The sequence below is a fragment of the Vibrio sp. 10N.247.310.24 genome (assembly GCF_041467175.1).
Lineage (GTDB): Bacteria > Pseudomonadota > Gammaproteobacteria > Enterobacterales > Vibrionaceae > Vibrio > Vibrio tasmaniensis_A.
This window is the reverse complement of the sequence record NZ_JBFSUD010000014.1, coordinates 1-13,826: the sequence shown is the minus strand read 5'-3', so window position 1 is coordinate 13,826 and position 13,826 is coordinate 1. Positions and strand designations below refer to the sequence as shown.

Genomic DNA, 13,826 nt, shown 5'->3' with positions numbered 1-13,826 from the left:
TTTCACGGTTTCTCAATCGTAATACACATCCGTACTTTCTATATCTCAGCATGTGAAGTAGTAGAAACTTTGTGCAATCAAACTTTGTTATAAAAGTTGTCCGGACTCTTTATTCAAGGAAGGAAGATGCGAAAAAAGATCATGATTACAGGTGCGACAGATGGTATCGGTTTAGAGACCGCGAAAATGTTAGCCCAACAAGGGCATCACATCCTTATCCATGGACGTAACCCAACAAAACTCAGCAAAGTAGAAGCCGGCCTTTCTCGATTATCCAAGGATGCGATTATCGAAAATTATGTTGCTGATCTCTCTTCTCTTTCTGAAGTTAAAGCCCTCGCCAACCAAATAAAGTCGAAGCATGAACAGCTCGATGTACTCACTAACAATGCTGGTGTCTACAAGGTTTCGGAAGTCACCACCTCAGACAACCTTGATGTACGTTTTGTTGTGAACACCATTGCCCCTTATTTACTGACTCAAAAGCTGCTACCACTTTTTGATGCCAACGGTCGCATCGTCAATCTATCTTCAGCCGCTCAGTCATCGGTCGATCTCGAGGCACTTGTCAGCCCAAATCCTGACGCTTTAGATGGCCCCATCTACGCACAAAGTAAGTTGGCGTTAACGATGTGGTCAATCCATCTTGCGCACCAATTAAGAGATCAAGGGCCTCTAATCATTCCCGTTAATCCGGCCTCATTTCTTGGCAGTAAATTGGTTAAAGATGCGTATGGTTTGGAAGGTAATGACTTAGGGATTGGCGCTGATATCTTATGCCGAGCGGCACTATCGGAAGAGTTTTCTAACGCTTCTGGGAAGTATTTTGATAATGACTCAGGGCTATTTAAAGACCCTCATGCTGATGCATTAAATACGGAGAAAAATCAGAAGCTGGTGACGACTCTTGACCAGTTACTTGCAAAAAAGCTCTAGCTAATGCCACGCTCACTACTCAGATACAATGAGTGCTCCGTATTTAGGAGCACTCCACAACCCAAAGTTGTCTGATGTGGTTACGACAGAACTCCAGCAATTGTTTAGATAGAATTGAAATGGTTCATCCACCCGACAAGTTAACTGGTGTTAGCGAAAGGAAGACATTACGCATACTTGATGAAAGCTTGGCTTAACTCCTGAAAGAGTGAGTCGACATTGGGAAGGGTTGTCAGATGTGCGGACAACGGAGTATGAACCTGCGCATCGACCACGGTTGGGTTATCGCAAATTTGATTATAAGAATTCACAGGCGCAACGATGTTCTCTAAGTCGACATCTAACAAGATACAGGCTTGCGAAAGTACGATTTGGCCGCCCCCTTGTTTAAGCAAAACACGCTGCGCAGTGCCCACTATTTTTTGTTTATTGATATTGAGATTGTAGTCGCCATCACAATAAGAACCGGGGGTGGCGTGTACATCCACATCGATGCCCAGTTCTTTGAAAAACAGGGTTAAGACATTGCACAGATGTAGATAGGCTTTTTGGATGTTGTAAGCTTCATCACGAGGCCAATGGTAAATGTGCGATAGGTTAATGATCCCCGGCAGTTGAGGAACGGGAGCACCACCCGTTTTACGTGAGGTGAGTTGCCAGCCTTGTGCCACAAGTTGCTTTCTAGACTCTAACGTCACTGGCCACTTTTTACCTGCCGGTAACACAAGTGTTGGCGTTTTTGCTTGCCACAGCATTAAGGCTTGTCCAATCTCACCCGCCTGAATTTGCTGCAATAATTCAGCTTCTTTTTCAAACGCACGATCAACATCAATGTGCGGGTAACGTACGAGTTTATTCGTTAACTTCAATGCACTTTTCCTCTACAGATTGTGGTGACCTACCATTTAACGTTCTGCAATGGTTGATGACATATGGGACTATGTGAGATGAAAACAGCACCAAAAGTTAGTTATTGCTACAACAGTCGTTTGTTATTGTTATGTCTACTCGATCCCTGTTTGCACATAAACCATGCGCCAAACATCAGGCTGAACTTCCACATTTGATAGCTTACAAGCAACATCAATGTAGTCTTTATAGCTGTGGTGTTCATTAATTTCAAAGTTGCGCTGTTCTTCAGACAATTTAATTAAATAAAAGATGGTTTCAGCGGCATCAATTAGTAATTGAGCTGTTAGGAAAGAGATTCGATTGCCTATTTCTCGTTTTTCACCAAGATCAATTAGGTTTTCTGTCTCAAATAACTTTTTAACTAATACCCCTCGCTGCGAGTCAATTTCTACTGCATGAGCCAAAAGAAACTTTAGCCTGATTATAAATTTCCTTTGCTCTCTCGTAACTCTACGCTTGCTCGAAGCTAATTCGATAACGATGTTTTCAACCAGAGACAAGTCAATGGCCGGAATAACCGAATAAACATCCTGAATTGGTTTTTGATGTTCGAGTAACAGTTTAGGGAACCAACGCTCCATTTCTACACGTAGAAACTCGAACTCATCATTCATCGCCTGTTCTAGAGATTCTACTCTTTGGCCGTACAATCTCGAAGTTAGAACATGACCTGCTACAACGCCGAACACTGCACATACAATGCCTATCAACCAGTTCTCTACACTCATAAATTCCTCTAGAAAACATAACGAATGACATGGATTCCCCCTACTGAGGATCTGCCACACTTATGCAGTACTTAAATGCATCGGAGGCACCATGTCTGATTATTCTTATTTCTGCGGTATCAACCTAGCTAAAAACCACTTCAGTCTTCATGCCGTAGACCAAAATGGTAAGATAATACTTCATAAGCCGGTAACTCGCTCTAAACTGCTGACTACAATAGCAAATATGCCACTCATGCGTATAGATATTGATGCGTGTGGTGGTACACATTATTGGGAAAGGGTAATCTAAATTATGCCGTGGCTATCTCCAAAACAGTCCGACACCTTTTCTCGATAACTCAGGGGCTTGATGGCTTCTGTCTGACAAGGTTGTCTGATATGGTGTCGGCAGAACTTCAGCAATTGTTTAGATAGTATTGAATATGAAAACACTAACCATACTTGATGGCGGCATGGGCCGAGAACTCAAAGAAATTGGCGCGCCATTTTCTCAACCGCTTTGGAGTGCTCAAGCGCTGATTGAAGCACCCGACTTTGTTAGCCAAGCGCATCAAAACTTTGTCGATGCAGGTGCTGAAATCCTGATCACCAATAGCTACGCGTGTGTGCCTTTTCACTTGGGTGAAGAGCTCTTTGAACAACGAGGCTTTGAACTCGCTGCACTATCTGGCGAACTGGCTAAAGCAGTTGCTGACAATGCCCCTCACACAGTGAAAGTAGCAGGCGCGATTCCACCACCATTCGGCAGCTACCGACCAGACTTGTTTAAGGTAGAAGAGGCGGCGCCAATCATTCAAACGCTTTACGATGCTCAAGACCCAAACATCGACCTTTGGATAGCGGAAACCATTTGTAGCCTGCAAGAATTCGAATCCATTCATGCGGTTCTTAAGCAGTCAGATAAACCTTGTTACTACGCATTCAGTTTGGAAGACACCAAGGGCGATTCTGCCAATATTCGTTCAGGCGAAAGCGTAACATCCGCGATCAAACTTGCCTGCCAATCAAACGCGACAGGCATAATGTTTAACTGCTCAGTGCCTGAAGTGATGGATCAAGCCATTATCGATGCTAAGAAAGTGATTGGTGAGCTAGGTAGTGATTTAGAAATTGGTGTCTACGCCAATAACTTTGCACCTATCAGCAGCGAACATGAAGCTAATGATATGCTTCAAGAGATACGTGAACTGGATGGCCAAGGTTATTTAGTTTACGCAAAACGCTGGCACGCCCTGGGAGCGAATATTATCGGTGGTTGCTGCGGTATTGGACCAAAACACATTCAAGCCCTAGCCGATTGGAAACGCCACACACAGAGCTGATCCAGATCTTCAACTAGAATAAAATAAATAGAGAACAGGTTGAGAAATCTGTTCTCTATTTGTATGTGGCGTCTCTGAGTACACTGATACAAAACAACGATTTGGAGCAACTGATGAGCGACACGCAACGTAAAATTAAATGGGGTATCGCTGGGCTAGGCAATATCGCCAATCGATTCGCAACAGCTGTAATCGAGCACTGTCTGCATGGTGAATTGTATGCCGTTGCCGCAAGAGATCACTCACGCGCAGCGACGTTCGCCAATAAGTTTGGTTGCGACAAGGCTTATGGGTCTTATGAAGCCATGGCGAATGACCCTAGTGTTGAAGCGGTTTACATCGCTACGGTTCATCCTTATCACAAGCCTTTAGCTGAACTGTTTCTAAGCCATAAAAAACACGTATTGGTCGAGAAGCCCGCTTTCACCAATCTTGATGATTGGCTGGAGATGAAAGCTCTCGCAAATCAAAATGGTGTGATGTTGCTAGAAGCAATGAAAACCGTGGTGTTTCCCGCGTATCGTGAGCTTCAATCATTCTTGGTCTATAACAACATTCAGATAGATTCAATCGAAGCCAGCTTTGGTAACCATCATGACTATGAGCCGGGCTTATTTATCTTCAATCCGGATTTGTCAGGCGGAGCAACGCTTGATGTTGGGGTCTATGGGCTTTGGTTCTTTTACGATCTGTGCAGAACACTGGGGGTGACCCCTTCAGAACCTCAGGTAGAGATGTCGTGTCTGTATGAGGGCGCGAATGTCGATACCGATGCGTGCTTTACATTCTCTGGTGATATGAACGGTAAGATATCGGCATCAACCGTGCAAAATCTTCCCCGGTCAGCACATTTGAGTGGGCCAGATACCAAGATCACCATTCACGAAAAATGGTGGAATCCGGCCTTTATTGAGATTGAACATCAAGGGCAGAAGTCGACCATCAACAAACGAGTGACGGGCAATGGGTTCGAATTTGAAATCGACCATTTTTCAGATTTGGTGCTTCAAGGCAAAACTGAGTCGAATATCCTAAGCTCAGAGATAACCTCTCGAGTTCTCGATACGATGGAAAAAGCACTCATTGACTCTGGCTATCCACATTTAACTCAACCTCGTCGTTAGGAAAAGCAAATTGGGCAACCTTAAGCGCAAGCTTGAACTGTATGAAAAGATATTTCAGGCTTTTGGGCCTGGAGTATCGCATTGTCAGGTCAACCAACTGGCTACACTGCTGCATGTGAGTGAACGTCATGTTCAGACCTTAATAAAAGCGATGACAGCACAAGGTTGGATTGAGTGGCAAGCCAGCTCAGGCCGAAGCAAGAAAGCACAACTCACGTGTCTGGTTGAGCCCATTGAGGCGTGTTACCAATACACACAAACCCAAGCTGACGCAGGTAACATAGAACAGGTGTTTAGCACCTTGAGCTTCAATGGCCGCAATGCTGGCGCTGAGTTGCAAGCCTTTCTAAGCAATACCAATTCGTCGGCGCAGAATATCGCGTACACCCCCTTTCACCGAGAGCTCGAGGCTCTTCACCCTCAAAGAGTGCTTAGACGCACCGAACGTTTCTTAGTGATGCAAATTTGCCAACGCCTAACCTCTGTTAAGCACGGTAAACTCAGCGGCGATCTGGCTTATCATTGGCAGCCTAATGAAGATGCGACACAGTGGCACTTTCAAATACGCAATGGCGTTCGCTTTCATAACGGTCGAACACTCGAACCTCAAGACATAGCGCGCAACCTTAACTCACTCTGCCAAAGCAAAATATGGCGTCGCTGTTATCAGCATATTGATGAGGTCTCTGCCTCGGCAGGTAATGTGGTTGTCGTGAAATTGAATCAACCTGATTGGCACTTACCACGCCTACTTGCCAAAGCTGAAGCCTCCATTTTTGATCACTCATCACCGACTGATAGGCTGATTGGTTCTGGCGCGTTCTCGTTAGACATCTTCTCAAGCAATATGTTGAGATTGAGCCGCAATAGCGCGTATTCACACAGCACGCCGATTCTTAATCGAGTCGAGTTGTGGGTCTATCCAGAATGGGCACAGGGTAAAGCCTGCGCTCAAAATCAGGTGTGCGTGAAACTGCCCGAAAAGACGACCACCGTGCGTGGCGATGACCATTCTTCTCAACCGGATTCTTGCTCGACGTTTTTCAAGATTCAAAACCCAGCATTAACTAAGTCACTTCGTGAATTTACTGTTGAAGACACCTCTGAATGCCAAACCCTTTTCGAGCAGTTGTCAGTGTCTGGCGACAGAAAAACCAACGTGGAATATGGACATTACCTAACTAGCTACCTAACAACCAAAGACGTCGTGTTGTGTAGCATTATTGATGAGAACGACACCTTCACTTCGTGGTTAAGCTTCTTCAGTCGCTTCCCGTTTGAGGACTTAACGCTGCCTGCTGAGATGCTAGAGACAATCGAACAAGGCTTAGCCTCGATAAGAAACCAGCCCAACTTTGAGTTAGCGATGAATGCACTGTTGGAACTGAAGCATTGGTTGAATGACTCTGGAGTTGTGATTGAGCTAAAGCAAGAGGTGTTCAATTTGGAAATTTCTGAAAAGATACACAGCGCGCAAGTCAATGGTTTCGGTTGGTGCGATCTCGACCAATTATGGATCAACCATTTGTAATTTATGGCTAGACAAGTTTGCTAACCTTACCGACTTTTACATAATGGATCGAGTCTAGTGTCGCGTACCGTTACTTTATCTCTGAGCCACTTCCAACACTATCTTGCCGACGTGTTTTTTCTTCAAGAACTCGTCTTGTGCAGTATGGATGTCAGCCAATGGGAATGACTCCGCGACAATTGCGCCAATCTGCTGTTTCTCAATTCGGTTAACCAAGTTTTGGAATATTTGAGGCTCCAACACTGTACAACCGAAGAAGCTCAAATCTTTCAAATATAAAGTACGTACATCAAGCTCGACCATCGCACCACCAATCGCACCAGAGACGGCATAACGACCATGCGATTTTAGGACTTCAAGAAACTCTGGCCACTTGTCACCGGCAACCAAATCGATAACCACATGCACACTATTTACACCTAATGCTTCCACCAAATCAGCATCACGAGCAATCACTTCATCAGCACCCAATTCAAGTAACTGTTGGTTCTTGCTTGGGCTAGTAATTGCAATCACGTAAGCACCGCGTGCTTTCGCCAATTGAATCGCCGCTGAACCCACACCGCCCGATGCTCCGGAGATAAGCACACGATCACCTTCAGCCACATTTGCGCGAGTCAGCATGTTCTCTGCTGTTGAGTAAGAACATGGGAAAGACGCTAGCTCTACATCCGACATAGAACTGTTCACCGCATAAGCGTGTTTCGCTGCCACTTTTGTGTACTCAGCAAAACCACCATCGCACTCCGAACCGAAATACCATGGCTGTGGCAGATCTCTTCCGTAAACTTCAGTCAAACAAGGCTCAATCAGAACACGCTCGCCAATACGTTCAGCCGAAACTTCGTTACCAACGGCTACGATGAAACCGCACACATCGGCTCCTTGGATGCGAGGGAATTTCAACGCTTCGCCAGACCAACTGGCATCGTCTGAGTCATCACTTTTAGAATACCAACCGATTCGTGTGTTGATGTCGGTGTTGTTCACGCCTGCGGCCATCACCTTGATCAGCACTTCATTAGGTTCAATTTGAGGAACAGCGATATCTTCACGGTAACCAAGCATTTCTGCACCGCCGTGCCCTAACATCTCTACGCCTTTCATTGTTTTTGGCACTTCAAAATTCATACTGTTTCCTTGAGTAATTTTGTCACCATATTCTGTGCAGATGCCACTGCTTCTTCGCCCAATACTGGCCACGCGCTTGATACGCCTTCATGAAGTAAAAAGAGCTCTGAAGCGAGGTCTTCTCTTTGGCTTTGCTTAGCCATTAACGCCTGAACTTCTTTCTTATGCTCGATTACGGCTTGGTTAATCAGTTCGTTGTCAGGAAAAGCAGCCAGTGCGTTCATAGATAAACAACCGTGCGGCGCGTACTCTTCCATCCACTGTTGAAGCTTGTTGAAGATATGAGTAATCGCTTGGTAGCCCGAGCGAGGGGAATCTTCCAACAGCAGACTCAAGTAGCGCTGGTGACGATGTTCTAACGCCCCAACGATCATCGCTTCTTTTGAAGGGAAGTGTTTATACAAGGTTCTCAGGCTCACGTTGCACGCGGTTTTCAGTTGTGCAACGCTCGGTTCCGCAAAACCTTGCTGGCTAAACGCCACTTCAAGGCTTGCTGCAATCTGCTCTCTCAACATAATGCTCTCTTAATACTGAATACCAATCGTAGTAAGTAACAGTGATAGGTATAACAACAGGTAGAATGGTTGTTCCACCCACAGAGTAGAACGATCACTCTACCCATGTCAATGAGATCTTTTTGTCGTCCTATAAACGAAAAATCCCGCTACCAAGTAGGAGCGGGATTTCAGTTATCAAAACAACTTACTTAATGCTTAATAAGATTAGGGCTCAATCAACACCAACGAATCTAGAATGCCTTTGCCGCTGTGGATCCCGCCTTCGTTTTCGCTGGCTGGTTTACTGCGGATCAAGTAGCCCGCGTAGCCGTCCAGTTCGGTCACTGGCTTACCTTGGTAGTAAGCGGTGAATAGGCCGACTTCGCTGACTAAATCTGTCACTAGCGTTTGTTGAGTGTCACGCACTGCAATGGTTGGTACGTCACGTTCATGCGGGTACAAGCGCTGCATCAATGCCCATGCGTCGTACTCTTCTGGCTTAAGTTGACTCAATTGCTCGCTAATGTCGTCACCAAAGACACAATGGCCGCCGCCCTCGCCTTGGTTTTTCAACACCCACTCTTGCTTATCAGCTTGTGTGTTAAACCATTCAATCGATTCACTGGTGATTGGCTTCATATCTGCTAAAACACTCTTCACCAATTCCGCTTCTTCTAGCGTTAAACCCCAACGTGCGTATTCAGATGCTGGCATCATGGTCAGCCGCATTTGCATGGTTTTACTGGTCGCTAATTGTTGACTGATGGTCGCGTTCATTGCGACATGGTGTTGTTCCATAAACACGCGCGTTTGGTTTAGTGTATGACAACAAACCGATTCGTTGAGTTCTGGTGCCCAGTAATCTGAATACTGATAGCCCGCTCTTAGGTACACCACATCAACCGCGCCGACATCTTGCAATAACAAACGTTGCTTATCACCCGATGAAAGCTGACAGCTCAGTTGTTCAAAAGTGCGACGAACCGTACGTACACCCTGCTTTTGCAGTTCAATTTCGAGTAGGTGTTGGTCGTAAACATTGTCTTCATTCTTTTGTACTACCATCAAGAATGTTGGCTTATCTGAATCATTAAAGTCAGCTCGCACTTTTCTTGCTGAAGTCGCAATACCATAAGCCAACTGCGTTAAGCCTTGGTTTTCAGCAGGTGTCGCAGATTTATCTTCAAGCCAGCTCTGATAAGTCTCAGGCCATTGATTTTGCATGTAATCATGGAAATCTGTGGCCTTTTGCCCGAATGGAGCCATGCCTGCTGCAATACCATTGAACTCGATCACTTTCGCGCCGTGTTGGCGATCATCCATAAAATCGGTTCGCATCAATAGCAGTGACTGACGAGCCGGATTCAAGCGTTCATCCGCACTGCCATGCGCTTGTTGATGCAGTTCCATCAAACGGCCAAAAAACGGATCAGCTTTGGCCATATCACTCAGTGATGACTGCAAGAAATCATGATCTTCGGAAACATTGCTGATTAACTTGGTGATCAGCGGTGTTACCTTCAACAAGTGTTCATACACCTCACGCTCCATAGTCATAGGAGCAATGCTGAAAGGACAATGCCTAGCGGTATTATCTGACTGGCGAAATGCAACACCGTGCATGATCGCCCACTCACACACGTCTTCAATAATTTGTTGTGGTAACCGTGGAATTGTCATCTCTCATCTTCCAAATAAAAATAGCACCCAGAATAAGACGAAGCTTAATTCCAAAAGACGAAATAGAACTGGATTATTTATCAAACAACTACGTTTGTCCTATCTTTCAAAAGCTTGAATTAATTATACATTCCAACTATCGAGTCTGCTCGATGATCAGGTCGCGCAACCATTTGTGGCTCGGCTCTGAATCGAAGTATTTGTGCCATAACAGGAACAAGCCTCCCGGCACCAAATCAACCGGGACAGGCTTCATCACCAACTCTCCGCTATCAATGTAATCGCGTACCGAGTTGTATGGGTAACACATAAGTAAATCACTCTGCTTACACAGCTTAATGGCACTGGTGATGTCTGAAACATTAGCGGCTTTGTTGATTTCAAGCTGCTTTGAGTTAAGCACTTCCATCAATAACCAGTCACCCGCTCCACCCGTCACCAACTGTATGTGTCGATACTTCAAGAAGGTGCCGAGGTTCCACTCTTCTTGCAAGGCTGGGTGGTCATTTCGCATCAAACACACCGAGTAATCCAAGCACAGTTCCACGTAATCCAACTCGTCAGGGATACACTGGACATGGGTAGAAGCGCGCTCATCTAGCTCAAAGATGCCGATACCAAAATCCACCTCACGTTTCAGTAAGCGCTTGAAGCTGTCGCTGCTCCACGTTGAACTGTTGATGGTGATGTGCGGCGCATCGGCAAGTGCTGTCGGCATAAAATGCGGGTAAATCGCCGTGTACGCGGTTTCGACAAGGTCTATAGTAAAGGTACGCTCACTGTCTTTGGGGTCGAAAACTTCGGGAACAGTCAGCTTTTCGATTTGCAGTAGAATTTGGTGGATCTTAGGCGCTAACGCGAGTGCTTTGGGTGTTGGGAATAGACCCTTTGATTCACGCTCAAACAGCGGATCATCAAACAAAGCTCTGAGTTTAGTGAGCTGTTTACTTACCGCAGACTGGCTCAAAAAGAGTCGTTCTGCCGTTTTACTCACACTTCGTTCTTCAATCAGAACGTGCAAGCAAAGCAGCAAATTCATATCGCATTTAAGTAAGCTTTTAACATCTACCATGATATTCCCTAAATTCAGGTTAATGATGATTAATTGTCACTTTAAATCATATCATTGTCTTGGTAAATTTAGCGCATGTGAGTTAAAACACTCAAAGAATAATAGAATTAAGGAATACTCATGGATTTTCTAGCACTACCAAAGATTGATTTACACTGCCACCTAGACGGAAGTGTTCGCCCAGACACGATTATTGACCTAGCAAAACAGTACAATATCGAACTACCTGAAGATCGCAACGCGGTTGTTCAATCTCTAACGGTGCCAGAAGATTGCAAAAACCTAGATGAGTACCTGGCTTGTTTCAGCCTGCCACTGCAAGTAATGCAGACTGAAGAAGCGATTGAACGTATCTCTTTTGAGCTTTACGAAGACGCTGCACTAGAAAACGTTAAATACCTAGAAGTTCGCTTCGCACCAATCCTGCACGTAAATAAAGGTCTGTCTCTTGATACGATCATTGCAAGTGCAGTAAAAGGCATGAAGCGCGCTGAAGAGAAATACGACATCAGAGGCAACTACATCATGTCTGTGCTTCGTATGTTCCCTAAAGATTCGATCAAAGACGTAATCGACGCAGGCCAACCCTACCTAGGTAAAGGTGTTGTGGCGTTTGATATCGCAGGCGGCGAAAAGCCAGGCTTCTGTGCTGAATTCCCTGAATACACACAATACGCTCTTGAAAAAGGCTACCGCATTACCGTGCACGCTGGCGAGCAATGGCATGGTCAAAACGTTTACGATGCAGTGACAATGCTTGACGCTGAACGCATCGGCCACGGTGTTCACATCCAAGGTAACGAAGACGCATACAACATCGTTAAAGAGAAGCAAGTTGCGCTTGAAACTTGCCCAACAAGTAACGTTCAAACTAAATGTATTCACAAATTCAGCGACCACCCAATTGCTGAATTCAAGAAAGACGGCATCGTTGTTACGATCAACACAGACAACCGTACTGTGTCGAACACAACCATGACCAACGAAGTGAAGCGTGTGTGTGAAACATTCGGCCTAACAAAAGAAGACTACGTAGAAATCTACAAATACTCAGTCGACAGCGCTTTTGCTTCAGACGAAGTGAAACAGCACCTAATGGGTTTCGTTGAGCAAATCTAATTTGGCAAAGCGCGCCTTTTGCTGAATAGCAGGGCTCACTTAGCATTAGTGCTTAAAGCACAAAACAGGAAGAGAAAGGCTGACGCTTTTCTCTTTTTTTATGTCTAAAAGTCGCTAATCTTGCAGTATTCGTCATTTAGACCGAGACTCTCGTAAAGTGGATAAGCATGAGTAATAAAAACAATAAAACTGAACTAGAAAAAATGCTATCTGGACAAGTGTATGATGGTGCAGATCAAGAAATTGATACCATGCGTGCCAATGCCAGAAAGTCGCTAATGGCTTTCAACCACCACCAAGACCCAAACCAGCAACACACATTGCAAGAGCAGCTATTTGGTAAGGTTGGTAATAGCAGCTTAATCCAGCCCCCTTTTCATTGTGAGTTTGGCAAAACCATAGAGATTGGCGACGACACCTTCATTAATATGAACGCAGTAATGCTAGATGGTGCGAACATCAAGATCGGTAACAATGTTTTAATTGGACCAAGTGCCCAATTCTATACGCCATCACACTCCCTTGATTATCGTAGCCGCCGTAAATGGGAAACCTTCTGTTTACCAATAACAATCGAAGATGATGTGTGGGTTGGCGGTAATTCAGTGATCAACCAAGGCGTGACAATTGGGGCTCGTTCAGTGATTGCTGCGAACTCTGTGGTCAACAGTGATGTACCGCCAGACTGCTTATACGGCGGTACACCAGCGAAGTTGATTCGACATCTGAATACCGAACAATAAAGCTAAATAGAAGAATAAAACGTATCAGTAGAATGAAGTCACTTAGAACAACAAATAGAAAAGAGGCGATGTTCATATGAAACATCACCTCTTTTTAACCGATTCATTTTCTCTTTTATCAATATTTTCTACTTAGCTTTTCTACCTAGACTATCCGCATAGAGAAACCTGACTAAATATAGATAATTTGAGCACTTCGCTACATGATCACGTCAATTCGACGCCAAAAGCACGTAGTGCGTTCTCGCATTGCACAGCATCACTAAACTGGATACCGGCCATACCTACAGCCTTTGCCCCTTCAACGTTAGAGGGCATATCATCAATGAACACCGTATCTGAAGCATCAAGACCATGCTGGGACAGTAGAGCATGATAAATTTCAGCTTGAGGTTTGAGCATGCCCAACTCTGCCGATACCGTTGCACCATCAAACAGTGGCCAAAACTCGTAGGTGGCTTTTAGGTACTCAACAATCTCAACCACGTTATCGGTTAACGCATACACGGCATAGCCTGCTCGTTTTACTTGCTTGATGAGGTCAATAGAACCGTACAGTAAGATCTGCGTTTGCTTTACGTAGTAGAACAGGCGATCGCACTCTAATGAAGATAAATCTAACTCTTGTTGGTAGCGAAGTTTGGCTTCATTTTCGGTTAAGAACCCTTTGTTCAAATCCAACCAAATCGTACTTTGGAAAATTGAACGCGCTTGGGTTTCCAGATCATCAAGTTCCCCGAAAGTCAGGCGAGTAATTTCTAGCGGTGACCAACGTACAATCACATTGCCGACGTCAAATACCACATTTTTTATTTGATGAGTACTCATACCTTGCTCCTGAATTATTCGCGTGAAATAACAACAACACCGACATTAAATGCCGCACCTCAAAGTTCATAACCTTGTTTTACAAAATGAGGAGTGAAATCACAATATGTCATCGAGCAGGTACGAAAAAGGCCATCATAAAAAATTAATGCCGTTCGGATAAGCATTATTGCTTGAACCTGAACGGATATTTGGCTGGG

The 13,826-nt window shown here is 44.9% G+C and carries 13 protein-coding genes and 1 pseudogene; 7 read left to right on the top strand and 7 right to left on the bottom strand.

The features are described 5' to 3' along the window. Positions 1–126: 126 nt before the first annotated feature. Positions 127–936, top strand: a complete 810-nt coding sequence (locus AB6E08_RS06630; protein ID WP_371707153.1) for an SDR family NAD(P)-dependent oxidoreductase — start codon at positions 127–129, stop codon at positions 934–936. A 167-nt stretch (positions 937–1,103) separates the two neighbouring features. On the opposite strand, the gene AB6E08_RS06625 is transcribed toward AB6E08_RS06630, so the two are convergent. Both AB6E08_RS06625 and AB6E08_RS06620 read right to left on the bottom strand, forming a co-directional pair. Then, positions 1,104–1,805, bottom strand: a complete 702-nt coding sequence (locus AB6E08_RS06625; RefSeq protein ID WP_371707154.1) for a biotin/lipoate A/B protein ligase family protein — start codon at positions 1,803–1,805, stop codon at positions 1,104–1,106. 135 nt (positions 1,806–1,940) lie between these two features. Then, positions 1,941–2,576 (bottom strand): hypothetical protein, encoded by a 636-nt coding sequence (locus tag AB6E08_RS06620; RefSeq protein ID WP_371701214.1) that lies wholly within the window; start codon positions 2,574–2,576, stop codon positions 1,941–1,943. Between the two features lie 91 nt (positions 2,577–2,667). Between AB6E08_RS06620 and AB6E08_RS06615 the strand changes: the two are divergent. The 4 genes and pseudogenes from AB6E08_RS06615 to AB6E08_RS06600 form a co-directional block, all read left to right on the top strand. Beyond that, positions 2,668–2,865, top strand: a pseudogene (locus AB6E08_RS06615) (IS110 family transposase); the annotation flags it as partial. Between the two features lie 136 nt (positions 2,866–3,001). After that, positions 3,002–3,901 carry a homocysteine S-methyltransferase family protein gene (locus AB6E08_RS06610; RefSeq protein WP_372064828.1) on the top strand — a complete coding sequence of 300 codons (900 nt, stop codon included), beginning with the start codon at positions 3,002–3,004 and terminating at the stop codon, positions 3,899–3,901. Between the two features lie 113 nt (positions 3,902–4,014). Further along, positions 4,015–5,025, top strand: coding sequence for a Gfo/Idh/MocA family protein (locus AB6E08_RS06605; RefSeq protein ID WP_371694834.1), 1,011 nt, complete (start codon positions 4,015–4,017; stop codon positions 5,023–5,025). 10 nt (positions 5,026–5,035) lie between these two features. Next, on the top strand, positions 5,036–6,556 hold the full coding sequence (locus AB6E08_RS06600) for an SgrR family transcriptional regulator (protein ID WP_372064831.1): 1,521 nt from the start codon (positions 5,036–5,038) through the stop codon (positions 6,554–6,556). A gap of 75 nt (positions 6,557–6,631) precedes the next feature. Here AB6E08_RS06600 and AB6E08_RS06595 read toward each other — a convergent pair whose 3' ends face one another. From AB6E08_RS06595 to AB6E08_RS06580, 4 genes are all read right to left on the bottom strand, one after another. Next, positions 6,632–7,687 carry an alcohol dehydrogenase family protein gene (locus AB6E08_RS06595; RefSeq protein WP_372064833.1) on the bottom strand — a complete coding sequence of 352 codons (1,056 nt, stop codon included), beginning with the start codon at positions 7,685–7,687 and terminating at the stop codon, positions 6,632–6,634. Further along, a complete protein-coding gene (locus AB6E08_RS06590; protein ID WP_061020944.1) occupies positions 7,684–8,202 on the bottom strand; it encodes a TetR/AcrR family transcriptional regulator in 519 nt (172 codons plus the stop codon). Before AB6E08_RS06590 ends, AB6E08_RS06595 begins: the two co-directional genes overlap by 4 nt. 207 nt (positions 8,203–8,409) lie before the next feature. Further along, the gene (locus AB6E08_RS06585) at positions 8,410–9,864 is read right to left on the bottom strand and encodes a glutathione synthase (RefSeq protein WP_372064836.1); all 1,455 of its coding nucleotides are present in this window, start codon (positions 9,862–9,864) and stop codon (positions 8,410–8,412) included. 136 nt (positions 9,865–10,000) lie between these two features. After that, on the bottom strand, positions 10,001–10,936 hold the full coding sequence (locus tag AB6E08_RS06580) for a LysR substrate-binding domain-containing protein (RefSeq protein WP_012600083.1): 936 nt from the start codon (positions 10,934–10,936) through the stop codon (positions 10,001–10,003). Between the two features lie 120 nt (positions 10,937–11,056). Between AB6E08_RS06580 and add the strand changes: the two genes are divergently transcribed. Together add and AB6E08_RS06570 are read left to right on the top strand one after the other, a co-directional pair. Further along, on the top strand, positions 11,057–12,055 hold the full coding sequence (add, locus tag AB6E08_RS06575) for an adenosine deaminase (protein ID WP_372064839.1): 999 nt from the start codon (positions 11,057–11,059) through the stop codon (positions 12,053–12,055). Between the two features lie 167 nt (positions 12,056–12,222). Beyond that, positions 12,223–12,798 (top strand): sugar O-acetyltransferase, encoded by a 576-nt coding sequence (locus AB6E08_RS06570; RefSeq protein ID WP_371694827.1) that lies wholly within the window; start codon positions 12,223–12,225, stop codon positions 12,796–12,798. Between the two features lie 207 nt (positions 12,799–13,005). Here AB6E08_RS06570 and AB6E08_RS06565 read toward each other — a convergent pair whose 3' ends face one another. After that, positions 13,006–13,626 (bottom strand): HAD family hydrolase, encoded by a 621-nt coding sequence (locus AB6E08_RS06565; protein WP_372064842.1) that lies wholly within the window; start codon positions 13,624–13,626, stop codon positions 13,006–13,008. Positions 13,627–13,826: the final 200 nt, after the last annotated feature.

What these genes read in the sequence shown, in the direction of transcription:
- AB6E08_RS06630 (WP_371707153.1), top strand. Translation starts at nt 127, where the DNA reads ATGCGAAAAAAGATCATGATTACAGGTGCGACAGATGGTATCGGTTTA.
- add (WP_372064839.1), top strand. Translation starts at nt 11,057, where the DNA reads ATGGATTTTCTAGCACTACCAAAGATTGATTTACACTGCCACCTAGAC.
- AB6E08_RS06620 (WP_371701214.1), bottom strand. Translation starts at nt 2,576, where the DNA reads ATGAGTGTAGAGAACTGGTTGATAGGCATTGTATGTGCAGTGTTCGGC.
- AB6E08_RS06565 (WP_372064842.1), bottom strand. Translation starts at nt 13,626, where the DNA reads ATGAGTACTCATCAAATAAAAAATGTGGTATTTGACGTCGGCAATGTG.
- AB6E08_RS06595 (WP_372064833.1), bottom strand. Translation starts at nt 7,687, where the DNA reads ATGAATTTTGAAGTGCCAAAAACAATGAAAGGCGTAGAGATGTTAGGG.
- AB6E08_RS06590 (WP_061020944.1), bottom strand. Translation starts at nt 8,202, where the DNA reads ATGTTGAGAGAGCAGATTGCAGCAAGCCTTGAAGTGGCGTTTAGCCAG.
- AB6E08_RS06585 (WP_372064836.1), bottom strand. Translation starts at nt 9,864, where the DNA reads ATGACAATTCCACGGTTACCACAACAAATTATTGAAGACGTGTGTGAG.
- AB6E08_RS06605 (WP_371694834.1), top strand. Translation starts at nt 4,015, where the DNA reads ATGAGCGACACGCAACGTAAAATTAAATGGGGTATCGCTGGGCTAGGC.
- AB6E08_RS06580 (WP_012600083.1), bottom strand. Translation starts at nt 10,936, where the DNA reads ATGGTAGATGTTAAAAGCTTACTTAAATGCGATATGAATTTGCTGCTT.
- AB6E08_RS06610 (WP_372064828.1), top strand. Translation starts at nt 3,002, where the DNA reads ATGAAAACACTAACCATACTTGATGGCGGCATGGGCCGAGAACTCAAA.
- AB6E08_RS06570 (WP_371694827.1), top strand. Translation starts at nt 12,223, where the DNA reads ATGAGTAATAAAAACAATAAAACTGAACTAGAAAAAATGCTATCTGGA.